A 25851-nucleotide genomic window follows, 5' to 3' on the forward strand; every position below is an offset into this window, starting at 1 on the left:
AAAGACGGTATTTGTTCGTAGGCAGCTGTTCCACCCGCCGCGTCATTGCGAGGTACGAAGCAATCTCCCGATAGAACGGTAGGCGATAAGCATGTTGGGGATTGCTTCGTACCAATGACGCGCTGGGTGAAAGTGAAATAAATAACATGTCATTGCGAGGAGCGCAGCGACGGGGCAATCTCGTAGCAAATGCATGATCGCTTTGCATACGACGAGATTGCCACAGCCCACCAGCGCGCAATCCCATTACCTGGGCTTCGCAATGACACGATGGGTGGAGTAAAATTAAAAAATATGCCATTGCAAAGACGCGTGGACTGGCTCCTCGCACCGGCGATAGGGCTTTTACCCGCTTTTACTCCAATACCACTTTTTCGTGCTGATACGGTATTTCAACATTAGCAAATCCTTTTTCTTTCAGTGTCTCGGCAAAATGTTGCTGTACTTCATACTCGCCATGTACCAGGAAAAGTTTTTTAACCAACCCCGGATCCTGGTTAGAAATAAAACGCAGCAGATCTTCATAATCGCCATGGGCGCTCATGCTTTTGATGGATTGCACATCGGCATTCACGTGGTATTGTTCACCAAAGATATGCACTTCTTTTTCGCCGCGTGCCAGCCTGCCGCCTAATGAATTTGGTTCGGCGTAGCCAACCATTAATATGGTGTTCTTTTGATTGTTGATATTGTTTTTAATGTGATGTTTTACACGGCCAGCCTCGGCCATACCCGATGATGAAATGATAACACAAGGCCTTACATCATCATTTAAGGCAATTGATTCTGTGGTAGATTGTATGAACTTTAATCCCTTAAACCCAAATGGATCGGCATCCACCTTTAAAACTTTTTTAACATTCCCATTATACACCTCGGGATGATCTTTTAAGATCTGTGTGGCCTTTTCAGATAGCGGGCTATCTACATAATAAGGCACATTGGGTAAATCACCCCTTAGTTCCAAAGCATTTAGGGCATATAATAGTTCTTGTGTACGGCCCACGCTAAACGCCGGGATAATTACCTTGCCTTTTTTGATCTCGCAGGTATGTTTAATAATTTCTAATAAAGCGTCCTCAATGGGGCCAATATCTTTATGCAGGGAGTCGCCGTAGGTAGATTCCAGCAAAATATAATCGGCCTGCGGAAACGTTTGCGGACTTTTAAGCAGCAGGTCGCCATAACGGCCAACATCTCCGCTAAAGGTAATGTGCGTTTCTTTGCCATCCTCCAAAACCGTTATATGCATTGCCGCGCTGCCCAAAACGTGGCCTGCATCAGTAAATTGGAATTTTATATGTGGGGTAATGGCATATTCGTCATGATAATCAACAATCTTAAACTGGCGTAATGCCGCAATGGCGTCTTCTTCGGTATATAAAGCCTCTAACAATGGCTGGCCTTTTCTTGCCCTGTGCTTGTTGGTGTATTCAGTATCCTGCATCTGTATTTTAGCCGAATCTAACAGCAGGATCTTAGCCAGCTCCATAGTAGGGGCGGTGCAGAATATTTGTCCCTCAAAACCTTCTTTTACAAGCCGGGGTATTAAGCCGCAATGATCAATGTGGGCATGCGAGAGTATCATGTAATCAACTTTTTTGGGGTTAAAGCCAAAATGTTCGTTCATGTCTTCGGTTTGGTCGCCCAGTCCCTGGAACATACCGCAATCTAATAATACGCTTGTGCCATCCTGCAAGCGAAGCAGGTGTTTGCTGCCGGTAACATTACGGGCCGCACCGTGAAAGGTTATATCCATTTATAATTTTAGTTGTCTTGTAAACCCAAATAGACAAATAAAAGTTTAATTTAAAATAAACTAAACATTTAGTTGTTAAATTGGTTTATATAATATAACTTAGAGTGTAATTTAAAAAGTAATTCATTCCCCCCTATGGAAATTAAAGAATTAACCCGCGCAGAAGAACAAATAATGCAAGTGCTTTGGCAGCTGCAAAAAGGGTTTGTAAAAGATGTGTTAGATGTTTTGCCGGAACCTAAACCGGCCTATAACACGGTATCGACAATTATAAGGATATTGGAAACAAAGGGTTTTGTTGGCCATACTGCCTATGGTAAAAGCCATGAGTATCATCCTGTTATCAGCAAAGAGCAATACAAAACTTTTGCTGCTGATAAACTTTTAACAGGATACTTTGATAACTCGGTGAACAGGATGTTGTCCTTTTTTGTGAAGAAGGAAAAAATTAACCTGAAAGAAGCCGATGATATTATGAAACTGATTGAAAAACTTAAAGATAAATAGTTATGACCTGGTGGCATTATTTATTACTTGTAAACATTTACCTCGTATTGTTTTTCGGGTTTTATACACTATTGCTCCGCCGGGAAACTTTTTTTCAGCTAAACCGCATTTACCTGGTAGGTGCGGTATTATTATCTTTTTTTATTCCGTTGATACAGGCACAATGGGTTAAAGATCTTTTTATAACCAAAAGGGTACAAACTATTTACAGCACCACCGCTCCTGATATGATAGTAAGCTTTACACCTATTAAGGATAACCCGGTTACTATTGGCGAAATGCTGATAACGCTGTATATAATTGGCGCGGTAGTGTTAGCTGCAAGGCTGATATACCATCTTGTATTATTAAAGCGGATGATCAATCAGCCAACATCAGCTGCTTACTCTTTCTTTAAAAGGATAAAGCTTACTGCTGATATTCCGGGCCGCGATGTAATTATAAAACATGAAGAGGTACATGCACAGCAATGGCACTCGGCCGATGTGCTGATCATAGAGGCGGTTATGATAATTAACTGGTTTAACCCGGTTGTTTACCTGTACCGGCTTGCCATTAAACACATTCATGAATTTATTGCCGACAGGCAGGCTTTAAAAGCCGGTACTAACAAGGCCGATTATGCTTTGCTATTGCTGAGCCAAACGTTTAACTCGCCTGTGCACCATTTAGTTAATCCGTTTTTTAATCACAGCTTATTAAAACAACGAATTATGATGTTGCAAAAAAGTAATTCGCAGCGTATAAAGCTGGCCAAATATGGCTTGTCGGCGCCGCTGTTTATTTTAATGCTGATACTGTCATCAGCTACAATTAGCAACAGTAAGGCAGTTAAAGTAATTAATAATAAAGCCGAAGAGGTTTTTTTGCAGCCGGCAACATCTGTTATACCTGACGAAGAACCGGAGATGGTGCAACATAAGGCAGAATTAGAAATAATAACACCTGAGGGCACAAAGGCCAAAGCCACAGATCACGTACTGCCCGGATCAGCAGATAATGGAAAAAACATAGATACCGTACCCAATAAAAAGGTAGTATTTACACAAGTAGAACATTCGCCGGGTTTTCCGGGTGGCGACAAAGCTTTTAGCCAGTTCTTAAGTAAGAATATTAGATACCCAAAGAAAGCAAGAGAAAATAATGTACAAGGCAGGGTTATAGCAACCTTTATTGTTGAACCAGATGGTAAGCTTACTGATATAAAGATACTACGCGGTATTGGCAGCGGTGCCGATGAAGAATCTGTAAGGGTTTTAAAAAAATCACCCAAATGGGAGCCTGGTATTCAAAACGGGCGTAAGGTTAGGGTGCAGTACTCCGTACCTATCCAGTTTTCGCTTACAGAGACTACCATTACTTATACGCCTCCTAAAAACAACGAGAAAGCCCCAGAAGTTAGTTATAAGGGAACAGACGATAACAAAAACCAAATTTTTACTGCTGTGGAGCTATCTCCGACCTTCCCAGGAGGCAATGCAGCATTCCAGGGCTATCTGGCAAAAAATGTGAGATATCCGGCCAGGGCACGGGAGAATAAAACACAGGGCCGTGTAATTGTAGCCTTTGTTGTTGAAATGGATGGCTCTATTACTAATGCCCATGTTATACGTGGCATAGGCGATGGCGCCGATGAAGAAGCTGTAAGGGTTATTAATGCATCGCCAAAATGGATAGCAGGAGTTCAAAACGGACGTAAGGTAAGGGTAACTTATACAGTGCCTATACAATTTTCATTAGCACAGGCAGAAAATAAAACCGGTGCGGTACCTGCAACAAAAACTACTCAAGATAAACAAAAGTTTACTTTTACCAGCCCCTCTGATAGCTCTAAACAAAGCGTTAGGCTAACGGGCATAAGAGGCATAAATGACCCTCTTTATATTGTTGATGGTAAAGAAGTAGAGAGCATAAATACAATTGACCCCAAAGGTATTGAAAGCATATCTGTACTTAAAGACGCGGCAGCAACAAGTTTATATGGCGTCAAAGCTCTAAACGGGGTAATATTGGTAACCCTGAAAAAAGCGAAAGCAAAAAATTAACGAAAGCATTTTTATACCACTGTCATTTGGTCCTGAGGGGGTATGGTTTAATTAAATTTGAACTATATTTACTCAGGATCAATTGCTTATGAACATAAAACTTTTACTGCAGCTATCATTATTTGGGTTGATAATGGCCTTTGGTACAGTATCACTGATCCCCCAACAGATAGAGCCCATATTTTGGTTGGTGATATTTTGCTTCTGCGCGGTGGTTATTGCAAAAGCCGGTACCGGCAAATATTTTTGGCATGGCTTTGTATTAAGTATCATTAACAGTGTTTGGATAACAGCCGTACATGTGCTGATGTATAAAAGTTATGCCACCCATCATCCAGATATAACAAAAATGTCTGGAGAAATGCCCACTTATTTTAGCACACACCCAAGGGTTGCAATGGTACTAATGGCCCCAATATTTGGTGTAGTATTTGGCTTAATACAGGGATTGTTTGCTTTTATAGCCGCAAAGCTTATTAAAAAATAGCCAACTATTGCTCGTTTGCTTGTTGCCCGGCCTGTTTATACTCGCGCAGGTTACGCATTATTTTGGTAAATCCGCGGTGGTGGTGCTTTTCATCATATAAAGGGAAAACCAAACCACTGCCCCAAAAACGGATACCATCTTTACAAACATGGTAACGCTCGTCAACGGCGCGGCCTTTTGTTAATGCAGTAGTCAGCTCTTTTTCGGGTTCACCGGCCGCAATGTCTTCAGGTGTAAAAAATATTGATGCATTACGGCCTATAACTTCATTTTCATGGTAACCCAAAACCCGTTCAGCACCCGAGTTCCAACTGTTAATATCGCCGTTTTTATCGGTAGTTATCACGGCATAATCTTCAAGGCTATCTAATACTTGCCTAAAAAAATCTTCACTCATCCTAAAATAACTATCCTCAAAAATATCATCACTGGTAATGCTATCATTCATAGTTGTGTAATCAACCATAATAATTGTATCGGCATCTGCGCATGCCAGTTGCATAGGTTCGCGGGTGATTTTATAGAAGGTCTCATAACCTTGGGGCAGGTTGCTCAGATCGGGCTTTTCTCTTACCGGTTTCAATATTATTGTTGATTCGGCCGATCCATCGGTATTGGTATTTGCCAGCATGTAGGTATATCCTTTTTCAATAAGGTCGCCAAGAAGCTGCGGGGTGAACGGAATTTTCATATTAAATTAACAGGTTAGGTGATCATGAAAAAGGCCGGGACTTTGCCCGGCCTTTAATTTACACTGAGCAGTTATACCGCATTAGGCCTGCGTATAATGCCAAGCAACACTGCGATAATAGCAATTACTAATAATATATGGATAAGATTGCCTGCTGCAGTAAAAAACACGCCGATTGCCCAACCTATAACAAGTATAATGGCAATTGTATACAATAGTGAGTTCATGGTAAGTTGATTTAATTAAATGAATGTTTCTCCTCAATAGATATTAATATAATAAAAAATTAGCCCAAAAGGTTTTAAAAATTAATTAGAAAGAGAATTTATCTGAGATTGACAGGAGAGATCTTAAAAACAAAAACGCCCCTTTCCAAACAACGGAAAGAGGCGTTTTAAGCTATATTATTAGCTAACTACAAATTCAGCCATTTCTTTCTTACAGCTAATTGCTGCGGGGTAGCATTTGGTAATTCTTCAATTTTGTTCTTTTGCATAGGGTTGCGCAGTAACGTTATCGGAATGATCATGGCCTGGCCATCGCGGGTAACGGTTACGTTAATTTGGTCTCCAACTTTTTTGCCGTTAATAGCAGTGCCCGGGTCTGTTACCGGGGTACCATCTATTGAAACGATCTCGTCACCAACGTTAATGCCCTGTATCCATGCCGCACTACCGCGAAAAACAGTAGTTACCGTTTTTTTAGGGCCGTTACTTATAACTATCCCCATTGTTGGTTCATTGCTGTTAGCCAGGTCATCAGTTATTTTATAACCGGCATAGCCCAGGTATTTATTGTAATCAAACGGGGTTAAGCCATTAATGTATTTTGCATAAAAATCGTCCAGTTTTTTTCCGGCAAATTTTTCAAAAGCAGCTTTAAATTCAGCATCAGTATAACCACGTTTTTTACCCTTGTAGTAGGTTGTATACATATACTTCATCACATCATTTAGTGATTGTTTGCTACCTGTGCTGTTAATAATTTCCAGATCAAGCAGCATACCAACTACGGCGCCTTTATCATAATAAGATATGCCTGTATTAACAGAATTTTCGTTAGGGCGGTATGATTTTATCCAGGCATCAAAGCTTGATTCGGCCAGCGGCTGTACTTTACTGCCGGGCTGGTTCTCAACCGTATTAATATCGCCGGCCATGCCAGTTAAAAAGTCTTCGGTATCTGATATACCTGCATGGCGCAGTATCAGGGTTTGGTAGTAAGCGGTAAAGCCTTCGGCTATCCACAGGTTGGTAGTATAGTTCTCGGTCTCATAATCAAACGGGCCTAATACAATCGGGCGTAAACGTTTCACGTTCCACAGGTGAAAGTGCTCATGGGCAACTAAACCTAAAAAGCCTCTGTAGCCACGCTCGGTACCATAATTATTGCGTGATGCACCTAAAACGGTCGAACTTAAATGTTCCAGACCACCGCCGTTGCGCAATTTGTTGTGCACTATAAAGGTATAATGCTTGTTAGGGTTTTCGCCAAACACGTTAACCTCCGCCGCTACTATTTTGGCCATATCAACCTTAAGGCGTTCTTTATCATAATTACCGCCGCCGTACATGGCCACTTCGTATTTTACGCCGTTAACATCAAAGCCAAACACATCTTGTGTACCAACTTCAATTGGCGAATCATATAAAATATCATAGTTAGGAGAAGTAAGTGTAAATGCATCGCCGCCAACTTTTTCTAAACTGGTTGATACTTTATTCCAGTCTTTATAAGGTTTTATGTTAATGGTTGATGGCTGGTCAAGCATGCCTTTAGGCCATAAGAATATGCCTGATGTTGACAAAAACGCGTGCGATACATCAATAAAACTGGTACGTACCGATAATTCAAAAGCATAAACCTTATATTTAACTGTAACCGAGGTAATGCCGGTAGTATTAATGTGCCAGGTATTTTTATTCAGTTTTGGGGCTGCAACAGCTTTGCCGTTGGCAGTAGCCGTTAACGATTCTATGTTCTTTGAAAATTCCCTTATCAGGTATGATCCGGGTGTCCAAACCGGCATTTTAAGATCAAGAGCTGGCTGATTTAATCCGCTTACGGTCATTTCTATCTCAGCATAATGAGCCTGAGCCTCCGGGAAAGTTACTATGTAAGATATTTTTGCAGGGACAGCCGCCTTGCCGGGTGTAGCGTTCATAAAAATAAGAATTAAATTAACCAGTGCTATTAGTCGAAGTTTTTTCATGCGGCAAGGTATAAATTTTTATTTTTTTAACTGCCCGGCTAAAAAAGACATATGTTGTAAAATGGTTGATACATGCCGCCAATTTATAACCCAAGAGATTAGTTTTGCGAACATTAACCGTTTATAAGATTAGCATCATTATTTAAAGTATTGTTTTCCGGAATGAGTAAGTTTAACACCGGCAAATTTTTAATTTAGTAACTAAAACCAACCTGACCCCGCGTTTTATGAAAACCAAGTACATAATTTATACTTTACTGGCCCTGCTGATAGCTTTTTTGATATACAATAAGTTTTATAGTAAAAAAGCAAAGGCAACCAGTGCAGCAGCATCGGGTAAAGGCAAGAAAAAGAATGGGCCGGTATCTGTTAACATAATGATTGTAAAAGATACTACTGTACGTAACCAGATAGATATTACCGGAACAATTGATGCTAATGAAAGGGTAAACCTGATAAGCCAAACTGCCGGGAACATTACCGGTATTTACTTTACAGAAGGCACTAAGGTTAAGAAAGGCCAGTTGCTGGTAAAAGTATATAATCAGGATCTGCAATCGTCATTACAACAGGTGCAGGCGCAAATGATATTGGCCCGCGATATAAACAACCGTAATAAAATATTATTGGAGAAAGAAGCTGTGAGCAAAGAAGAATATGAAACTTCATTATCATCGTTAAATGCGATGAAGGCGCAGGCCGATGTGATAAGAGCCCAAATATCCCGTACCGAAATCCGTGCGCCGTTCTCAGGGACCATTGGTTTAAGAAACGTTAGTCCGGGTGGTTATTTGTCGCCATCAACCTCAATTGCTACGCTTGTGAATATCGATCCGGCAAAGGTTACCTTTTCGGTACCTGAGCGTTACCTGCCAATTATAGGCAAGGGCAGCAAGGTTACTTTTACCGTTGAAAGCTCAAGGGAAAATTTTAATGCTACCGTTTATGCAATTGAGCCGGCGTTAGATGCCAATTCGCGTACTATAACTGTTCGTGCCAAGGCACCTAACCCTAATGGATTATTAAGCGCGGGCGCTTTTGCCAAGATCAATTTAACGCTTGACCAGATCCCTAAAACTATTATGGTACCTACAGAGTGCGTAATTCCCGATCTAAAAAGCAGTAAGATTTACGTTTACAAAAATGGCATAGCTGTTGCCAAAAATGTTAAGACAGACTTACGTACCGATACCAAAATTCAAATTATTGATGGCCTTAAAGCCGGAGACAGTATAGTGGTTTCTGGCTTGATCCAAATTCGCCCTAAATCACCATTGAAGATTCTTAAAGTTATCAAATAAGCAATATGAGTTTATCGTCAGTAAGTATAAAAAGACCTGTGCTGGCAACGGTATTATCTGTTGTTATTGTTGTATTTGGTGTTATAGGCTATACGTTTTTAGGAGTGAGGGATTTTCCATCGGTCGATCCGCCAATTATTTCTGTATCTACCAGTTACTCGGGCGCCAACTCAGATGTAATTGAATCGCAGATAACCGAGCCATTAGAGAAAGCCATTAACGGTGTACCGGGCATCCGTAATATATCGTCAACAAGTTCGGTAGGTTCAAGTAACATCACTGTTGAGTTTGACCTTGATGCCGACCTGGAAACAGCGGCCAATGATGTGCGCGATAAGGTGAGCCAGGCACAGCGCCAGTTACCGCAGGATATTAACGCCCCGCCGGTAGTTACCAAAGCCGATGCCAGTGCCGATCAGATCATTACCCTTACCGTAAGCAGTAACACCCGTAACATTACCCAGGTTGATGATTACGCCGAAAATGTTTTACTGGAAGGCTTGCAAACCATACCGGGCGTAAGTACCATTAACGTGCAGGGCCAGCGCCAGTACGCTATGCGTTTATGGATAGATCCTAATAAACTCTCCTCGTTAGGGTTAACCGCTACAGATATTGGCGCGGCATTAGCCCGCGAGAATGTGGAGCTGCCGGCCGGTAAAATTGAAGGTAATAATACCGAGATCACTATCCGTGCTTTAGGTAAGCTCACCACCGAAAAAGATTTTAATAACTTAATTATCCGTGCCGATAGCAACCGTGTTATCAGGCTGAATGATATTGGTTATGCCGTGTTAGGTTCTGCCAATGAAGAGACCGCTTTAAAGGAATCAGGTGTGCCGATGGTTGGTTTGGCCATTGTGCCGCAGCCGGGCGCCAACTATGTACAAATTGCTAAGGATTTTTATGCAAGGCTGGAGCAGATCAAAAAAGATCTTCCGCCCGATATTACGGTAAAAGTAGCATTGGATAATACCAGGTTCATTAATAACTCTATTACAGAAGTAAAAGAAACCCTGCTCATATCATTCATATTAGTGGTAATTATTATTTACCTCTTCTTTAGAGATTGGCTCATCGCTTTCCGCCCGCTCATTGATATCCCGGTATCATTAATCGGGGCATTCTTTATCATGTATGTGTTTGGGTTCTCCATTAATATATTAACCCTGCTGGGTATTGTGCTGGCCACGGGCCTGGTGGTGGATGACGGTATTGTGGTAACAGAGAATATCTACAAAAAGGTTGAAGCCGGTATGGCTATCCGGAAAGCCGCGTTTGAGGGCTCTGCCGAGATCTTCTTTGCGGTAGTTTCTACATCGGTTACATTGGCAGCGGTATTTTTACCCATCATCTTTTTACAGGGCTTTACAGGAAGGTTGTTCCGCGAGTTTGCGGTTGTAGTTGCCGGGGCGGTATTGATATCGGCTTTTGTATCCCTTTCGTTAACACCAATGCTTAACGTTAAACTTATCCGTAAAAACCAAAAGAAATCGAAATTCTATGAAATGACCGAACCTTTCTTTGTGAATATGACCAACGGCTACACCGAAACACTGGTTAACTTCATGAAAAAGAAATGGGTATCATTCGTTATTCTGGGTATTTCATTAGTGGTTATTGGTATACTGGTAAAAGTTACGCCATCAGAATTAGCACCGTTAGATGACCGCAGCTTGCTGCGCTATTCGGTTACCGGTTCTGAAGGTGCTACCTATGAGTACATGACAAAATATATGGATAAGGTGGCCGACCTGGTTGCCGATTCTATCCCCGAGGCTAACGTGAACCTGGAGATTGTTTCGCCATCATTTGGCGGCGGCGGCTCGTCTAACTCCGGCTTTGGCCGTGTGGGCTTAGTCCCGCCTGATCAAAGAGAGCGTTCCCAGCAGGAAATAGCCGACTGGCTTAACAAGAAACTAACCCGCATGCCTGATGCCCGCGCCATTGTAGTGCAGGAGCAAACCATAAGCGGTGGGGGTAGCGGTGCGCGTACCTCATTGCCGGTACAGTTTGTTATCCAAAATCAGGATTTTGAAAAGATCCGTAAGGTACTGCCCGAGTTTTTTGCTGAAGTATCCAGGAGCCCGGTTTTCCAGGGATCTGACGTTAACTTAAAATTTACCAAGCCCGAACTAAGGGTAACTACAGATCGCGACCGTGCCCGGGACCTGGGGGTATCGGTTGATGATATTGCACAAACCTTACAACTATACTATAGTGCCGGCCGATTGGATTATTTCCTGATAAATGGCAAGCAATACCAGGTAATTGCACAGGTTGACAGGGCTAACCGCGACCAGCCGTTAGACCTGAAATCAATATATGTACGTAGCACAAGAGGTGGCCTGGTACAGCTGGATAACGTGGTTAAGGTTACAGAAAGCGCCAGCCCGCCATCTATCTATCACTTTAACCGTTATAAATCGGCAACGGTACAGGCAGGTCTTGCTCCCGGCCAAACCGTGGGTGATGGTATCGCAGAAATGGAACGGATAAAAGCCCACCTGCTTGATGATACTTTTAGTACCGCGTTAAGCGGCCCGTCACGTGATTATGCAGAAGGTTCATCTAATATATTATTTGCGTTTGCATTTGCATTATTGCTCATATACCTGGTGCTTGCCGCCCAGTTTGAAAGTTTTATGGATCCGTTCATTGTAATGCTTACTGTGCCGCTGGCTATATCAGGCGCATTTTTATCGCTATGGTTATTTAACCAAACACTGAATATTTTTAGCGAGATAGGTATCATAACGCTTATTGGTTTAGTAACCAAGAACGGTATCCTTATTGTGGAGTTTGCTAACCAGCGTATGGAGCACGGCATAAGTAAATACGAGGCTGTTGTTGAAGCGGCCACCGCGCGTTTGCGCCCTATCTTAATGACCAGTTTGGCAGTTGTGCTGGGTTCGGTACCTATTGCGATGGCGCTGGGTGCCGGTGCTAAAAGCCGTGTATCATTAGGTATCGTAATTATTGGCGGTATGTTATTTTCGCTGGTGCTTACCTTGTATGTTATCCCTACCATGTATATGGTATTTGCATCAAAAACCCGCCGTGACCCTGATCATGAGCCCGAAGAAGAGGTAGAAGAGACTAAAACACCCTTATTAATTGAAAATCTGTAAGCAATATGAAATTTAAGAGAATAGTTTGCTTGATTTTTTGCGCTTTAGCTTTTGTTGCGGGTGTAAAAGCGCAGAACGCGCCAATACTTACTTTAAAAGATGCTGTTGAAATAGCTTTAAAGAATAATTATAACATACAGCTATCACAAAACAATAAAGCCATAGCCGGCAATAATGTAACGTTGGGCAATGCCGGTTTTTTGCCTTTAGTTACCGGTAATGCCACATCAAACAACAGTATCCAAACCACCAAGCAAACCCGGTCTGATGGTACTTTTAATGATATAAAGGGCGCCCGTAACTCCAATTTAAATTATGGTGTTAACCTTAACTGGACCATATTTGACGGCTTTAATATGTTTGCCACTTATGATCAGTTAAAGCAACTGGATAAATTAGGGGCCATCAGGCTGCAGGATACCATACAATCTACCATAGCCAACGTTATTAATACCTACTACAACCTTATCAGCCAAAATGAGCAGATAAAAGCTTTGCGGGGCGCTATTGAAATTTCAAGAACGCAGATGCGTTACTCTAACGATAAATTTGCCGTTGGCCGCGTATCCCGGTTAGATGTATATAACGCGCAGGTTAATTTGAATACCGATACCGCCGCTTTGATAACGCAGCTGCAGCAATTTAAAACAACAAAGATCCAGCTAAACCAATTGCTGGTACGCGATTTACAAAGTGAGTTTGCCGTTGGCGATACCATTGTGGTTGATGATAAATTGATATTGGGAGATATCATTGCTAAAGCGCAGGCACAAAACCCTTCTATATTAGCTTCGCAAATTAACAAGCGCCTGGCAGATATTAATCTGAAACAAATAAAATCAACCCGCTACCCGCAAATAGGGATAACATCAGGCTATACCATCACAAATAACCGTACACCGGCCGGCTTCACTTTGCGCCAGGATGCACACGGGTTTAATTATGGCTTAACAGCAACCATCAATATTTTTGATGGGTTAAACCAATGGAGAAGAGAACGTAATGCCAAATTTCAGATAGATAACGCCGAGATAACCACTAAGCAAACCCGGTTGAATGTAGAGGCAGATATCAATAACTTTTATGTAGCCTACCTTTCTGGCCTTGATCTGATCAAGCTGAGCCAATCAAATGTAGAGCTGGCCCGTAAAAATCTGGAAATATCTTTAGAGAAATATAAAATAGGAAATATTACCCCGTTAGAGATCCGCGAAGCGCAAAGAAATTATCTTAATGCACAATCTGTGTTCTTTTCAGCACAATACCAGTCCAAAATGGCCGAGGTAACATTAAAACAAATCACTAACAGTATAAATATTCAATAAGAATATTTATTATTGCTTTTAATTTCGAAAATGCCAGTTTGCTACAAAACCTGTTTGCTGATAGATGACAATTATATTGACAACTTTGTCACGCGTAAGATTTTGGAGAGCGGTAATTTTGCAGAGAATATCATAGTACATCAATCGCCTACAGATGCTATTGAAGCACTGCGTAATGGCAGCGTTAAACCCGATGTTATTTTCCTGGATATTCGTATGCCGCAAATGACAGGCTTTGAGTTTTTGCAAGAATTTGAGACTATGAAGATGGATGATAAGGACAAAGTAAAAATATTTATTCTTTCCTCTTCACTTGATCCTACCGATTTGAGTAATACACTTAATAATAAATACGTAGCACAGTTTTTACATAAACCCCTCACCCACGAAGCGCTTGAGGAACTTTGTACATGATATTAGTAGCAGACAGCGGATCTTCAAAAACAGACTGGCTGCTTGCATCGCCTGATCAGCAGCCCCGGGCATTTAAATCTGCCGGATTAAACCCGTACTTTTTAACCGAAAAGGAAATTATAAAGATCCTGCAGGATCAAATTCCTGAACTGATAGCTTTAGCCCCCCAGATTACCGAAATATACTTCTTTGGCGCCGGCTGCTCCAGTCCGGATAGGCACGAGATCGTTTCAAACGCGCTCAGCACTTTCTTTACCAAGTCGTACATTAGTGTTGATAGTGACCTTTTGGCTTCGGCATACGCCACGTGCGGGCACGAGAAAGGCTTTTGCTGTGTGTTAGGCACCGGTTCAAACATATCTTTTTTTGATGGAGAGGATATTCACGACGGGCAGCATGGTTTAGGCTATGTACTGGGCGATGAAGGCTCAGGCACCTGGTTTGGCAAAACGCTCATTACCGATTATTTGTACGGCACCATGCCCGGCGATATTAATACTAAGTTTAAAGAAGCTTATCACCTTGATAAAGAAACAGTAATTAAGAACGTGTATCAAAAAGCGCGGGCAAATTCTTACCTGGCATCTTTCTCCAAATTTATAACAGGGATACGCAATACAGAATATGGCCAGGCCATACTGCATAAAGGCTTGCTGGAGTTTGTAGAAACCAACATTAAAACCCACTCGCAATACGCTAAATACAAATGCCATTTTGTAGGCTCAATAGCTTATATTTTTGCTGATGAACTAAAAGCCATTTGTGAAGCCAACAGTGTGCATGTAGGCAAGATCATCAGGCAACCTATTAATGATTTGCTGGAGTTTATCGTTAATCGGGCCAATAGCTGATCCTATTTTTCCAAGTCGTAAAATTACCCTCTAATTGTCGCTTTCGTACCTGTCTTTGTATATTTAATTGCCTGATCTTTACCTTATTAAATTATTAAGGTATGAGAAAGCTAATTTTATCGATGCAGGTTACACTGGATGGTTTTATTGAAGGGGCAGACGGTGACATGAGCTGGATGGTAGATGACAAGGAACAGTGGGACGATCTTTTTGAGATGCTTGCTGATGTTGATCTTTTTCTTTTAGGCAGAGGAATGTTTAAAGATTACAGAGATTATTGGAAGGGCGCATTAGCAGGCCAAAAAGCATCAGAAAGCGAAGTGAAATATGCAAAGCTTGCCGAAAAAACGCAGCATATTGTATTTTCCAAAACGCTTCATGACCCGCAATGGGATAATACCCGGATTGTAGATACCGATATTGTGGCTGAAGTAAATAAACTAAAGCAAGCGCCCGGCAAAAGCATGCTGACTTTTGGTGGCGCAAAACTGGCCGCAACGCTGGTAGATGCCGGCCTGATAGATGAATACCAGTTGGTTGTTAACCCGGTAATTTTAACAAAAGGCAAATCATTCTTTCAGCAATTGACAAACCGGCGCAAGCTGGAATTGATCAATGTAAAACAACTTGATTCGGGAGTGGCTATTTTGCGCTATAAGCAGGTTTAAGCCCGGCTGCCTTTGCGCTTTACTGCCACAAATAAAATTCCCAGCACCGCTAATATGCTTCCGGCTTTTGGCAGGTAATCGCCATGGGCTGCATAAAAGGTAATGTTGCTGTTTAGGTTAATATCCTGCTTTAACGCCCCTTTTACCCACCATTTAGTATGTTGTACCACATCGCCCCGCTGATTAATAAAAGCCGAGATCCCTGTATTAGCCGACCTGCAAACCCAGCGGCGTGTTTCAATGGCACGGAGCTTGGCATAATCCATATGCTGGTCTTTGCCTGATGTGTTTTCCCACCAGCCGTCGTTAGTGATAATGGCGATGAATTGCGCACCGTCATTAGCCGCTTTGGCCACCCAGGCACCCCAGATGGAATCAAAACAAATAACCGGCGCGGCGCCTATCCCGCTTTGCGAATAGAACACTCCAGGCTGATCCTGAACAGTATAAGCGCCAGTTGCTCCACCTAAATGCTCAAATACCGGTTTCAGAAAAAACAACGCATTCCCAAACGGTAGCGACTCTGCCCCCGGTACCAGGCGAGATTTATGGTAAAATTGTACCTTTTGCGAATTCTCAATATTAATAGCCGAACTGTAATGATCCCAAAATCCACCATTGGGCATAGGTGAGGCAGTTTTATTTACACGGGTATCGTAAGTGCGGTACGTTTCGCCGCCGGTTATTACGTTGCCATTTCTATACTTGTTTAAAAATTGTTTTACCTGTGCGTAATGGTTACTACCAAGAATATGGTTCTCATCTATATATTCCGGAATTGCAGTTTCCGGCCAGATAAAGAATTCGGTATTGGGTTGGCCTACAGAATCTGAAAGATGTGTAAGCGTGGCAATTTGTGTAGATACCGGTATGGTGCCTTCTTTGTCATAAGGATCAATATTAGGCTGTACCACCACAATGTTTGATGGATTAACCAGCTCTTTATAGCTGTAATACCTATACAGCGAAAAGCCAAGTGGTAATATTAATATCACGCTAAATGCAATTACCAGTCTTTTGCGCAGTTGCCTGGTTTGTGCTTCGCGTAAGCCAATGTATAGCAGAAACACCAAAATATTAACAGCCCATATCCATATAGTACCGCCATAAACCCCGGTATATTCATACCACTGTATCCATTGGTGCGATACTGCAAAGCCATTACCTAAAGTCATCCACGGAAAGTTGAGGTCCCAGCTTTGGTGCAGGTATTCGTAGCCTATCCAAAAGCAAACCAACGCTGCTAAGCTTAAAGCACGGTTGGTGATCAGCCTTAAGCGGTAATACAACCAGCATGCGGTTGCCATTAACAGCGGGCCAAGGGCATATGGTATCAGGGTGATAGGTGCAGCAATTAAGGGACCAATGATCTTTAATGAGTTATACACCCAATAAATACAGAGCGTGTTCCAGATAAAGAAACCTAAAAAGGTGGTGTTAAATATTTTCTTCCCCTTGCCGATAGCTGTAGATTCAATGATGTTCTCCATAGCCAGCAGCATAGGCACCAACCCAACAAACAGTAAAAAAGTGGTATAAGAAGTAGGCGGCCAGGCAATCCAAAGTAATAAACCGGAAAGTATGGCTAATGGTAAGTTTTTTTTCATTTGTTAGTTTTCAACGCGTCTTTGCGAGGTACGAAGCAATCTCATAACTATGGTTATCGGTCATGCGAAAACGTGTCCTATCTGGAGATTGCTTCGTACCTCGCAATGACGCTCAATTAATTGGCAGTACAATGATGGCCTAATCCTCCTCCTCGTCCTCATACTTCCTTTTCTTTTTGCCGTCTCCTTCGGCGGGTGTGGCTCCTGCTACACACATCACAAACTCACCTTTTACAGGGTGGGTCTCAAAATAAGTTTTCACCTCGGCTACTGTGCCCCTTACTGTTTCTTCAAACATTTTTGTCAGCTCGCGCGATACTGAAATCTGGCGGTCGGCTCCAAAGAAGGTAGCCATCTCATCCAGAGTTTTCAATAAACGGTGCGGCGATTCATAAAGTATGATGGTGCGCTCTTCGGTCGCTAAAGTTTTATACCGGGTTTGCCTTCCTTTTTTTAGCGGTAAAAATCCTTCAAAACAAAATTTATCTGTAGGGAAACCCGAGTTAACCAAGGCCGGAACAAAAGCCGTAGCACCTGGCAGGCATTCTACCGGTATATTAAATTTTAAAGCTTCGCGCACCAAATAAAACCCCGGATCAGATATGGCAGGCGTACCCGCATCAGAAATTAAAGCGATGTTTTGCCCCATCAACAGAAACTTAATGATCTCGTTACTTGATTGGTGCTCATTATGCTGATGGTGCGAAAATACCTTGTTCTGGATATCAAAGTGTTTCAGCATTGGTGCTGATGTGCGGGTATCTTCGGCCAGTATCAGATCGGCCTCTTTTAGGATCCGGATAGCCCTAAAGGTCATATCCTCCAGGTTACCAATGGGGGTGGGGACTAAGTATAGTTTGCCGGTCATTCAGTTTGCAGTTTTCAGTTAACAGTTTGCTGATTTTTTCCAAAAGTAACTTATTTCCGGTGCGATGTTATTGCAAACCGCCCACTGCAAACTAACTTAACAATAGAAAATGAATTCTAACTGCCGCCCGCAAACTGCAAACTGTTATATTTGCCTTTTAAAATAAAATCAATGCTGCAAGTTAGTTATATCCGCGATAACAGGGAACAGGTTTTAGAACGTTTGGCTGTAAAAAATTTTAAACAGCCCGAATTAATTGATGAAGTGATTGGATTAGATGAAAAACGCCGCCAAACACAAAACCTGCTGGATACTGTTTCGTCGCAATCTAACGCGGCTGCCAAACAAATTGGCGAGCTAATGCGCACCGGTAAAAAGAACGAGGCAGAAGCCATAAAGGCCAATACCGGCAAATGGAAAGAAGAAGGTAAACAGCTTGGCGAACAACTGGCTATACTTGAAGCAGAGCTGCAGGAAAAACTGGTTTTGTTACCTAACCTGCCGCATTCATCAGTGCCAAAAGGTATTACACCAGAGGAAAACGAAGTGGTACTGGAGAATGGCGCTATCCCACAGTTGCCTGCCAATGCTTTACCACACTGGGAGCTGGCCGCAAAATATAACCTGATAGATTTTGAACTGGGCGTTAAAATAACCGGCGCAGGTTTCCCTGTTTATAAAAATAAAGGGGCTAAACTGCAACGCGCCCTTATCAATTTCTTTATTGACGAAGCCGAAAAAGCAGGGTACAGCGAAGTGAGTGTCCCGCTAATGGTAAATGCGGCATCTGGGTTTGGTACCGGGCAGTTACCGGATAAAGAGGGACAAATGTATTATGTTGGTGTAGATGATCTGTATCTGATCCCCACTGCAGAAGTACCTATTACCAATCTTTACCGTGATGTGATCTTAAAAGCGGATGAATTGCCGGTTAAAAACTGCGGGCATACCCCTTGTTTCCGCCGAGAGGCTGGTTCTTACGGGGCACACGTACGCGGGTTAAACCGTTTACACCAGTTTGATAAGGTAGAGATTGTGCAGGTGGTACACCCTGATACATCATACGAAGTATTGGAAGGTATGAGCGCACATGTGCAAAGCCTGTTGCAAAAGTTAGGTTTGCCCTACCGTGTATTACGCCTTTGCGGCGGCGATATGAGCTTTACCGCTGCCCTTACCTACGATATGGAAACCTGGAGCGCCGCGCAACAACGCTGGCTGGAGGTATCATCAGTATCAAACTTTGAAACTTTTCAGAGTAACCGTTTAAAACTGCGTTTCCGTAATGCAGAAGGTAAAACGCAACTGGCCCATACCCTAAACGGTAGCGCACTTGCTTTACCGCGAATAGTAGCCACCTTATTAGAAAATAACCAAACAGATAAAGGCATTAAAATACCGGAGGTATTAGTGCCTTACACTAAGTTTGAGTGGATAGATTAAGCTGAAGATCCTGTGCGATAGCGAAGGATCTGATAGCAAATGTGCTTGCCGGTTACTTATCAGCGGATAGATGCTTCACTGCCGTTCAGCATGGCAAAGCAGTTTAAACAGAAAAGACCCGGCATTTGCTGGGTCTTTTCTGTTTAATTATAGTGCGTCTTTGCGAGGTACGAAGCAATCCCTAAGAGAAAAGTCGACTACAAGCATGTCGGGGATTGCTTCGTACCTCGCAATGACGCGCGGGTAAAGTATAAACACAAAGAGCGGCAAAATGCCGCTCTTTGTGTTTATACTTTTAAAGCCCTCTCCTTTGGAGAGGGTTGGGTGAGGCTCCTACATCCCCTTTTGTATCGCCTCGTAAACGGCATCCTGTATGCGGGGCCGTATGTTTAAGCTGCCTAATTTGCTGCCCACAGTTGGGTTTACACGGTTAGATAGGAATACATATACCAGGTTATATTTAGGATCTACCCAAACGCAGGTGCCGGTAAAGCCGGTGTGGCCAAATGTCATGTTTGATGCCAGTTTAGATGGATAATGACGATCTTCAATAGGGTCCCAGCGGTCAAAACCCAAACCACGCCTGCTAACAGCCGACTGCTTGGACGTGAACAGATCAACCGTTTCGGGTTTTATATATTGTGTGCCACCGTATAAGCCACGGCTTAACATCATTTGATAAAGTATGGCGATATCATTAGCGCTGGCAAATAAACCGGCGTGACCTGCAACGCCGCCCATTAAAGCCGCGGTAGGGTCATGTACATAGCCATCAAGCAAGGCATGGCGGTCTATTTTATCGTCCTCTGTCGGGACTATCCGGTCTGCAGGGAAGCGGTACAAGGGTAGGAAGCCCGCGGTTTGCATCCCCAGCTGGTTGTAAAAGTTTTGCTGTACAAAAACATTTAACGGGGTGGCGGTAAGTGTTTCTGCTATCTGCTGCATCATAACAAGGCCAACATCGCTGTACACGTATTGCCCGCGTGTTTTAACTGCCGATTTTAAAACATCGGGCCACATTACATCTTCAAAATAATTTTTTCTTAAATAATAACCATCGTTCACCTTTGTTGGGAATGCTGCTGATGAATCTGCCGAATAATCGGTCGGTTTTATCTTTCCAAAGGTTGGGATATCTGGTATTAACCCGGCCTGGTGCTCTAATATCTCGCGTATAGTGAGGTTGCTTTTATTGGTTTTACGTGTGGAAGCAAGATAGCTACCGGCGGTTGAATCTAAATTCAGCTTCTGCTGATCGTATAGCTGCATCACCTCCATAGTAGTGGCCGATATTTTTGTCATGGATGCCACGTCAAATATGTCGGTTATTTTATCGGGCTGCAGGTTATCATAGGTATGGTAACCATAGGCTTTGTTAAATATCACCTTGCCATCTTTAGCCACCAGTACTACACAGCCCGGTGTTGCCCTGTTTGAAATGGCTTCTCGGGCAATATCATCAATTGCTTTTAAATTATTTGAATTGATCCCTGCATCCTCGGGCACTGTATATTGCAGGCGGATCTTGGAGGTTATAAATCCGGCACCCGACTGATATTTTGCGGTATAATTTTTAGTAAGCTTTTGGGTGATAGGCACGCCGCCAAATATGGCCTGCGCGCTATAGTATGCAGAAACCGGCGAAATCCTTGATGACCAGATCACCGGCGCTGTAACACCGTTTAGTTTGATGAGTGACGCGCTGTTCCCCAAAAACGAAACAATAGTATTTTTAAGTTTTTGATTGGTTGTAATAAAGTCTACTATCTGCGGGTTGTTCAGGTCGGCGTCATTTACCTGGATAACAAGCGTATTGGAGAACTTGGTATCCATCGCCAGCATATCCAACGTTTTTGGCCCCAGGTAATCGTTCCCGTTAAAAGATGTAACTTTTGTGTATTTATTTAACAAGCTATCAAACGCTATCGCGAATGCGCTTGAAAAACGGATGCTCGCTACCCTGATATTTTCTAAACCCTGCAGCGGTACAACCTTACTTTCATTATTCAACAATACTGTAGACTGCTCAACCAGGCGTTCTTCCTGCACATATGCCTTGCCTGTAAAGGGAGGGTTTTGCGCGCATGCCGAATTAAAAAGAACGAACCCCAACATAAGCAGGAAATAACACTCCCGCTTATTTTTTCTCATAAACCTTAACACCATTTATATACGTTTTTATTACTTTAACATTGGGTAGTTCGCTTCCCTTAACTTTCATTATATCTTTATCCAGTATTACAAAATCGGCATACTTGCCAACTTCAATACTACCTTTTTCCTTTTCTTCAAAGTTTGCTTTTGCGGCCCAGGTGGTCATGCCTTTTAAGGCCTCTGTGCGGCTCAGCGCGTTCTCCATCTGGAAACCCCTTGCAGGAAAACCCTTCAGGTCCTTGCGTTCAGTAGCCGCGTAAAAGGTGTACATAGGGTTAATGTTTTCCACCGGGAAATCCGTCCCCAGGGGTATCCAACCGTTTTGCTTCATTAATTGTTTGTAGGCATAGCCGGTTTTTAAACGTGCGGCGCCTAAACGTTTAGCTGCCCATACCATGTCTGATGTAGCATGTGTAGGTTGTACCGAAGGTATGATGTTATCGTTGCCAAAATATTTAATATCCTCAGGCGATACGATCTGGGCATGTTCAATGCGCCAGCGTTTATTATTCTTGCCTTTTAAAACATCAGCATAAATTTTTAGAATTACCCGGTTGGCCGAGTCGCCAATGGCATGGGTACACATCTGGAAACCTTTGGCAGCTATTTTAGCGGCCACTTCCTCAAAATGTTTCTGACTGCTTAATAAAAAGCCGTTCCAGTTTTTTTGATCGGAGTAGGGTTTTAACAAACATGCACCGCGCGAGCCTAATGCGCCATCGGCGTAAACCTTAAACGCCCTTACGTTCAGCCCCGGTGTTTTATAAGCGCCGCGCTTAAACAGGTAGTCGTAGTTCTCTTCCTGGTCGGCAAGCATTACATACATGCGCATTTTAAGGTCGCCTTTATGCTGCAGGGCGGCAATAGTGCTCACCATGGTATAAGGCAGGCCGCAATCATCAACAGTTGTTAAACCTACGGCAAAGCAGTTGCGTTGTGCATCTAACAAGGCATTTTGTGTAACCAGCTCTGTAGGCGAGGGAATTTTGCGGGTAACAATACCCACCGCGTTATCAATTAATATGCCGGTAAGCTTACCGTTAACGGTTTCAATTTTACCGCCTGTAATGGTTTGTCCCGGTTTAATGCCTGCAATATTCAGGGCTGCCTGGTTTGCAATGGCCGCGTGGCCGTCAATCCGGCTCAATATCACCGGGCGCACCGGGAATAACGAATCAAGCTTTGCCTTATTAGGGAATTGTTTATTGGCCCAAATGTTTTGGTCCCAGCCGTTACCTATTATCCACCCTTCGGTATGGTGCCTCGAGTAGCTATTTACGGTATCTAATACCGCCGCCCAGCTTTTACTGCCCGTTAGCTTAACTTCCTGCAAGCCCAGGCCATATTCATAAAAGTGCGCGTGCGCATCAATAAAGCCCGGATATATGGCTTTACCACCGGCATCAACAACCTCGCGGGCTAAATATTTTTGTTCTAATGTATCGGCTTTGCCAACGGCTAAAATTTTGCCATTGCTTACTACAAAAGCATCGGCTGTAGTAAAGGTGCTGTCTACCGTATAAACAACTGCGTTTTTAACTAACAGATCGGCATTGTACTCTTTTTGTTTGCATGCCGCTACCAGTAAAAACAGCACAGGCCATAGTTTCTTCATATGTAATTTAACAGGGGGATGTAAATAATATAACGTAAATACTATATACAAGTATGTAAAGGTAAAGTTATGCAATCAAATAATTAATTTAGCATCGAAAAAGAATATGCCTGTTGGCTAAGAAGGGAAATAATTTTAATGCCAGATATAATTCAACTTTTACCGGATGCCGTAGCCAATCAAATTGCCGCGGGAGAAGTAGTACAACGACCAGCATCCGCAGTAAAGGAATTGATAGAGAACGCGATAGATGCCGGTGCCGATAAGATACAACTGATACTTAAAGACGCCGGAAAATCATTGATACAGGTGATTGATAACGGCTGTGGAATGAGCCTTACAGACGCGCGCATGTGTTTTGAGCGCCATGCAACATCAAAAATACGCAAGGCCGAAGATCTTTTTGCCATCCGTACCATGGGTTTCAGGGGCGAGGCAATGGCTTCAATAGCCGCGATTGCACAGGTTGAGCTAAAAACCCGCCGCCATGAGGACGAGCTGGGCACCTGTATTTTAATTGAGGGATCTGAAGTGGTAAGCCAGGAAGCCTGCTCTGCTAATACCGGTACATCAATATCTATCAAGAACCTGTTTTATAACACGCCCGCCCGCCGTAACTTTTTAAAAAGTAACCCGGTAGAGATGCGCCATATAATTGATGAGTTTCAAAGGGTGGCTTTGGCTAACCCGCAGGTATTTTTTACCATGCACCATGATGGGCAGGAAGTTTATCATTTGCCATCGGCCGCGCTTAAGCAGCGGATTGTTCACTTGTTTGGTAATAATTATAACCAGCGGCTGGTTCCCGTTGAGGAAGAAACTACCATTATTAACCTGCGCGGTTTTGTAGGCAAACCCGAGTTTGCCCGTAAAACACGCGGCGAGCAGTTCTTTTTTGTAAACAACCGTTTTATAAGGGATGCGTATTTGAACCACGCGGTGCTAACGGCTTTCCAGGAATTATTGCCTGATGAAACCTACCCGCTGTATGTGCTTTTTATTGATATTGACCCAAGTAAGATAGATATTAACGTTCACCCCACAAAAACAGAAATTAAATACCAGGACGAGAAATCAATTTACGCTATTATACGGTCGGCAGTAAAACGCTCTTTGGGTAAGTATAATATTACGCCCACGCTTGATTTTGACCAGGAGAACAGCATTGGCCACCTCATTACGCCCAAGCCGTTTGATGAGATAGTACAGCCATCCATTGCTTTTAATCCTGATTTTAACCCCTTTGCCAACGAGAAAAAATCGGAACGTGAAATACCGTTCTTAAGAAATACCAATGATTACCAAACGGCCATCCCGCGCAATTGGGATACGCTGTATGAGATCAGCAGGAAAGAAGAAACACTGCAGCACGAGATCCATGCCGAAAAAAGCATCCCGGTTGATGAGCAGGAAATAACCAAAAGCAGCGAACGGCAGTTTTTTCAGGTGCATAACCGGTTCATTATGTCGCAGATCAAATCGGGCTTTATGCTGATCAGTCAGCAGGCGGCGCATGAGCGTATTTTGTATGAGCGGTTCTTACAGCAATTACAAAACCACTCGGGGGTAAGTCAGCAAAGCTTATTTCCGCAGTCTGTTACACTAAACAGCAGCGATTTTGAGTTGTTAAGAGAGTTGCTGCCAGACATACGCGGACTGGGTTTTGACATACGCGAGTTTGGTAAAAACACGGTAGTTGTAGAAGGCATACCCGCAGATATAAGCAATGCTAACGAGCATGAGTTACTGGAGCAATTATTAGAGGGGTTTAAAAACAACCTGGCCATTTTAAAGTTAGATAAACGAGATAACCTGGCACGGTCGCTGGCACGTAATGCCGCTATTAAAACAGGTGTAAAGTTATCATTAGAAGAGATGAACCAGTTAGTTGACCAACTTTTTGCCTGCCAAATGCCAAACCTTGCACTAAATGGCAAGCCTGTAATTACTACCTTTACATTGAACGAATTAGCAGAACGATTTGAAAAATAGCTAATACCTTAAACCATATATACATTATACAATGCAATCACCATTTGCCAATATGCCGCCGGTTGTAAAAAACCTGCTTATTATAAACATCATTTTCTTTATTGCTACTTATGCCTTAGCACAGTTTGTGGATCTTAAATTATATTTAGCAGCCTATTATCCGTTTTCGCCTTTATTTAAACCATGGCAAATAATTACCTACATGTTTATGCATGGCGGTTTTACACATATCTTGTTTAACATGTTTGCCCTGGTATCTTTTGGGCCAATGCTGGAGTACACTTTAGGGTCAAAGAAGTTTTTTAACTACTATTTTATTACCGGTATTGGCGGTTATGTTTTGTATATGCTGGTGCAAGCCATACAGATACATGCTATTGCCGGCGCATTTACCATTCCGCATCCCGAGTTACAAGCATCATATTTTAACTATGGCAGCCAGGAAAACGCGCAAAACCTTTATGGTTACTTCAATTTCCCAATGTTGGGTGCATCAGGTGCTATATTTGGTATTCTGGTAGGTTTCGGGATGCTTTTCCCTAACTTAGAGATGATGATCATGTTCATCCCGGTACCTATAAAGGCAAAGTATGTAGTTATAGGTTATGTAGCCATTGAATTGTTCACTGGTGTTAGCCGTTTTGCGGGCGATTCGGTAGCGCATTTCGCGCATTTGGGCGGTGCATTATTTGGGTTCCTGTTAATAAAGCTTTGGCGCGTAAAAAGGCCAAACAATTTTTACTAAGAATTGGTAGTTATCAATATATAACCTTGTTTTGAT

20 protein-coding genes are annotated in these 25851 nt (G+C 42.7%); 12 read left to right on the top strand and 8 right to left on the bottom strand.

The window, feature by feature from the left end; translation table 11 throughout:
* Window positions 1-355: 355 nt before the first annotated feature.
* Window positions 356-1759, bottom strand: a complete 1404-nt coding sequence (locus tag WC743_RS17075) for an MBL fold metallo-hydrolase RNA specificity domain-containing protein (RefSeq protein ID WP_373013804.1) — start codon at window positions 1757-1759, stop codon at window positions 356-358.
* 135 nt (window positions 1760-1894) lie between these two features.
* On the opposite strand from WC743_RS17075, the gene WC743_RS17080 reads away from it, so the two are divergent.
* The 3 genes from WC743_RS17080 (at window position 1895) to WC743_RS17090 (ending at window position 4798) form a co-directional block, all read left to right on the top strand.
* The gene (locus WC743_RS17080; RefSeq protein ID WP_373013806.1) at window positions 1895-2266 is read left to right on the top strand and encodes a BlaI/MecI/CopY family transcriptional regulator; all 372 of its coding nucleotides are present in this window, start codon (window positions 1895-1897) and stop codon (window positions 2264-2266) included.
* A gap of 2 nt (window positions 2267-2268) precedes the next feature.
* Window positions 2269-4311, top strand: coding sequence for a TonB family protein (locus WC743_RS17085; protein WP_373013807.1), 2043 nt, complete (start codon window positions 2269-2271; stop codon window positions 4309-4311).
* Window positions 4312-4399: 88 nt separating this feature from the next.
* The gene (locus WC743_RS17090) at window positions 4400-4798 is read left to right on the top strand and encodes a hypothetical protein (protein ID WP_373013809.1); all 399 of its coding nucleotides are present in this window, start codon (window positions 4400-4402) and stop codon (window positions 4796-4798) included.
* A 4-nt stretch (window positions 4799-4802) separates the two neighbouring features.
* Here the strand turns inward: WC743_RS17090 and WC743_RS17095 are convergent, their stop codons facing one another.
* The 3 genes from WC743_RS17095 to WC743_RS17105 all read right to left on the bottom strand — a co-directional run bounded on the left by WC743_RS17095 (window position 4803) and on the right by WC743_RS17105 (window position 7701).
* Window positions 4803-5489, bottom strand: a complete 687-nt coding sequence (locus WC743_RS17095; RefSeq protein WP_373013811.1) for a PAS domain-containing protein — start codon at window positions 5487-5489, stop codon at window positions 4803-4805.
* Between the two features lie 71 nt (window positions 5490-5560).
* A complete protein-coding gene (locus WC743_RS17100; RefSeq protein WP_373013813.1) occupies window positions 5561-5716 on the bottom strand; it encodes a lmo0937 family membrane protein in 156 nt (51 codons plus the stop codon).
* Window positions 5717-5904: 188 nt separating this feature from the next.
* Window positions 5905-7701 carry a M61 family metallopeptidase gene (locus WC743_RS17105; protein ID WP_373013815.1) on the bottom strand — a complete coding sequence of 599 codons (1797 nt, stop codon included), beginning with the start codon at window positions 7699-7701 and terminating at the stop codon, window positions 5905-5907.
* A gap of 227 nt (window positions 7702-7928) precedes the next feature.
* On the opposite strand from WC743_RS17105, the gene WC743_RS17110 reads away from it, so the two are divergent.
* The 6 genes from WC743_RS17110 to WC743_RS17135 all read left to right on the top strand — a co-directional run bounded on the left by WC743_RS17110 (window position 7929) and on the right by WC743_RS17135 (window position 15391).
* On the top strand, window positions 7929-9002 hold the full coding sequence (locus tag WC743_RS17110; protein WP_373013817.1) for an efflux RND transporter periplasmic adaptor subunit: 1074 nt from the start codon (window positions 7929-7931) through the stop codon (window positions 9000-9002).
* A gap of 5 nt (window positions 9003-9007) precedes the next feature.
* Complete coding sequence (locus WC743_RS17115; protein WP_373013819.1) at window positions 9008-12133, top strand: efflux RND transporter permease subunit; 3126 nt, start codon at window positions 9008-9010, stop codon at window positions 12131-12133.
* A gap of 5 nt (window positions 12134-12138) precedes the next feature.
* Window positions 12139-13458 (top strand): TolC family protein, encoded by a 1320-nt coding sequence (locus WC743_RS17120; RefSeq protein WP_373013821.1) that lies wholly within the window; start codon window positions 12139-12141, stop codon window positions 13456-13458.
* A 30-nt stretch (window positions 13459-13488) separates the two neighbouring features.
* Window positions 13489-13872, top strand: coding sequence for a response regulator (locus WC743_RS17125; RefSeq protein WP_373013823.1), 384 nt, complete (start codon window positions 13489-13491; stop codon window positions 13870-13872).
* Window positions 13869-14723: an N-acetylglucosamine kinase gene (locus WC743_RS17130; RefSeq protein WP_373013825.1), complete on the top strand. Its 855-nt coding sequence runs from the start codon at window positions 13869-13871 to the stop codon at window positions 14721-14723. Before WC743_RS17125 ends, WC743_RS17130 begins: the two co-directional genes overlap by 4 nt.
* A gap of 101 nt (window positions 14724-14824) precedes the next feature.
* Complete coding sequence (locus tag WC743_RS17135; RefSeq protein WP_373013827.1) at window positions 14825-15391, top strand: dihydrofolate reductase family protein; 567 nt, start codon at window positions 14825-14827, stop codon at window positions 15389-15391.
* Here the strand turns inward: WC743_RS17135 and lnt are convergent.
* Both lnt and rsmI read right to left on the bottom strand, forming a co-directional pair.
* Window positions 15388-16998 carry an apolipoprotein N-acyltransferase gene (lnt, locus tag WC743_RS17140; protein WP_373013829.1) on the bottom strand — a complete coding sequence of 537 codons (1611 nt, stop codon included), beginning with the start codon at window positions 16996-16998 and terminating at the stop codon, window positions 15388-15390. The genes WC743_RS17135 and lnt overlap by 4 nt on opposite strands.
* Window positions 16999-17137: 139 nt before the next feature.
* Entirely contained in the window at window positions 17138-17866 is a 729-nt protein-coding gene (gene rsmI, locus WC743_RS17145) for a 16S rRNA (cytidine(1402)-2'-O)-methyltransferase (RefSeq protein WP_373013831.1), read from the bottom strand.
* A 171-nt stretch (window positions 17867-18037) separates the two neighbouring features.
* Here rsmI and serS point away from each other — a divergent pair, with 171 nt between their 5' ends.
* The gene (gene serS, locus WC743_RS17150; RefSeq protein WP_373013833.1) at window positions 18038-19309 is read left to right on the top strand and encodes a serine--tRNA ligase; all 1272 of its coding nucleotides are present in this window, start codon (window positions 18038-18040) and stop codon (window positions 19307-19309) included.
* A 333-nt stretch (window positions 19310-19642) separates the two neighbouring features.
* On the opposite strand, the gene WC743_RS17155 is transcribed toward serS, so the two are convergent.
* Window positions 19643-21460: a serine hydrolase domain-containing protein gene (locus WC743_RS17155; protein ID WP_373013835.1), complete on the bottom strand. Its 1818-nt coding sequence runs from the start codon at window positions 21458-21460 to the stop codon at window positions 19643-19645.
* A complete protein-coding gene (locus tag WC743_RS17160; RefSeq protein ID WP_373013837.1) occupies window positions 21447-23078 on the bottom strand; it encodes an amidohydrolase in 1632 nt (543 codons plus the stop codon). Before WC743_RS17160 ends, WC743_RS17155 begins: the two co-directional genes overlap by 14 nt.
* 138 nt (window positions 23079-23216) lie before the next feature.
* Here WC743_RS17160 and mutL point away from each other — a divergent pair, with 138 nt between their 5' ends.
* Together mutL and WC743_RS17170 are read left to right on the top strand one after the other, a co-directional pair.
* Complete coding sequence (mutL, locus tag WC743_RS17165; RefSeq protein WP_373013839.1) at window positions 23217-25070, top strand: DNA mismatch repair endonuclease MutL; 1854 nt, start codon at window positions 23217-23219, stop codon at window positions 25068-25070.
* Window positions 25071-25101: 31 nt separating this feature from the next.
* The gene (locus tag WC743_RS17170) at window positions 25102-25815 is read left to right on the top strand and encodes a rhomboid family intramembrane serine protease (protein WP_373013841.1); all 714 of its coding nucleotides are present in this window, start codon (window positions 25102-25104) and stop codon (window positions 25813-25815) included.
* Window positions 25816-25851: the final 36 nt, after the last annotated feature.

Origin of the sequence: Mucilaginibacter sp., assembly GCF_041660805.1 — a bacterium.
In the GTDB taxonomy this organism is placed as follows: domain Bacteria; phylum Bacteroidota; class Bacteroidia; order Sphingobacteriales; family Sphingobacteriaceae; genus Mucilaginibacter.

Excerpts from the sequence above, each read along its gene's own strand:
- WC743_RS17075 (WP_373013804.1), bottom strand. The coding sequence starts at position 1,759 with ATGGATATAACCTTTCACGGTGCGGCCCGTAATGTTACCGGCAGCAAA.
- WC743_RS17080 (WP_373013806.1), top strand. The coding sequence starts at position 1,895 with ATGGAAATTAAAGAATTAACCCGCGCAGAAGAACAAATAATGCAAGTG.
- WC743_RS17085 (WP_373013807.1), top strand. The coding sequence starts at position 2,269 with ATGACCTGGTGGCATTATTTATTACTTGTAAACATTTACCTCGTATTG.
- WC743_RS17090 (WP_373013809.1), top strand. The coding sequence starts at position 4,400 with ATGAACATAAAACTTTTACTGCAGCTATCATTATTTGGGTTGATAATG.
- WC743_RS17095 (WP_373013811.1), bottom strand. The coding sequence starts at position 5,489 with ATGAAAATTCCGTTCACCCCGCAGCTTCTTGGCGACCTTATTGAAAAA.
- WC743_RS17100 (WP_373013813.1), bottom strand. The coding sequence starts at position 5,716 with ATGAACTCACTATTGTATACAATTGCCATTATACTTGTTATAGGTTGG.
- WC743_RS17105 (WP_373013815.1), bottom strand. The coding sequence starts at position 7,701 with ATGAAAAAACTTCGACTAATAGCACTGGTTAATTTAATTCTTATTTTT.
- WC743_RS17110 (WP_373013817.1), top strand. The coding sequence starts at position 7,929 with ATGAAAACCAAGTACATAATTTATACTTTACTGGCCCTGCTGATAGCT.
- WC743_RS17115 (WP_373013819.1), top strand. The coding sequence starts at position 9,008 with ATGAGTTTATCGTCAGTAAGTATAAAAAGACCTGTGCTGGCAACGGTA.
- WC743_RS17120 (WP_373013821.1), top strand. The coding sequence starts at position 12,139 with ATGAAATTTAAGAGAATAGTTTGCTTGATTTTTTGCGCTTTAGCTTTT.
- WC743_RS17125 (WP_373013823.1), top strand. The coding sequence starts at position 13,489 with ATGCCAGTTTGCTACAAAACCTGTTTGCTGATAGATGACAATTATATT.
- WC743_RS17130 (WP_373013825.1), top strand. The coding sequence starts at position 13,869 with ATGATATTAGTAGCAGACAGCGGATCTTCAAAAACAGACTGGCTGCTT.
- WC743_RS17135 (WP_373013827.1), top strand. The coding sequence starts at position 14,825 with ATGAGAAAGCTAATTTTATCGATGCAGGTTACACTGGATGGTTTTATT.
- lnt (WP_373013829.1), bottom strand. The coding sequence starts at position 16,998 with ATGAAAAAAAACTTACCATTAGCCATACTTTCCGGTTTATTACTTTGG.
- rsmI (WP_373013831.1), bottom strand. The coding sequence starts at position 17,866 with ATGACCGGCAAACTATACTTAGTCCCCACCCCCATTGGTAACCTGGAG.
- serS (WP_373013833.1), top strand. The coding sequence starts at position 18,038 with ATGCTGCAAGTTAGTTATATCCGCGATAACAGGGAACAGGTTTTAGAA.
- WC743_RS17155 (WP_373013835.1), bottom strand. The coding sequence starts at position 21,460 with ATGAGAAAAAATAAGCGGGAGTGTTATTTCCTGCTTATGTTGGGGTTC.
- WC743_RS17160 (WP_373013837.1), bottom strand. The coding sequence starts at position 23,078 with ATGAAGAAACTATGGCCTGTGCTGTTTTTACTGGTAGCGGCATGCAAA.
- mutL (WP_373013839.1), top strand. The coding sequence starts at position 23,217 with ATGCCAGATATAATTCAACTTTTACCGGATGCCGTAGCCAATCAAATT.
- WC743_RS17170 (WP_373013841.1), top strand. The coding sequence starts at position 25,102 with ATGCAATCACCATTTGCCAATATGCCGCCGGTTGTAAAAAACCTGCTT.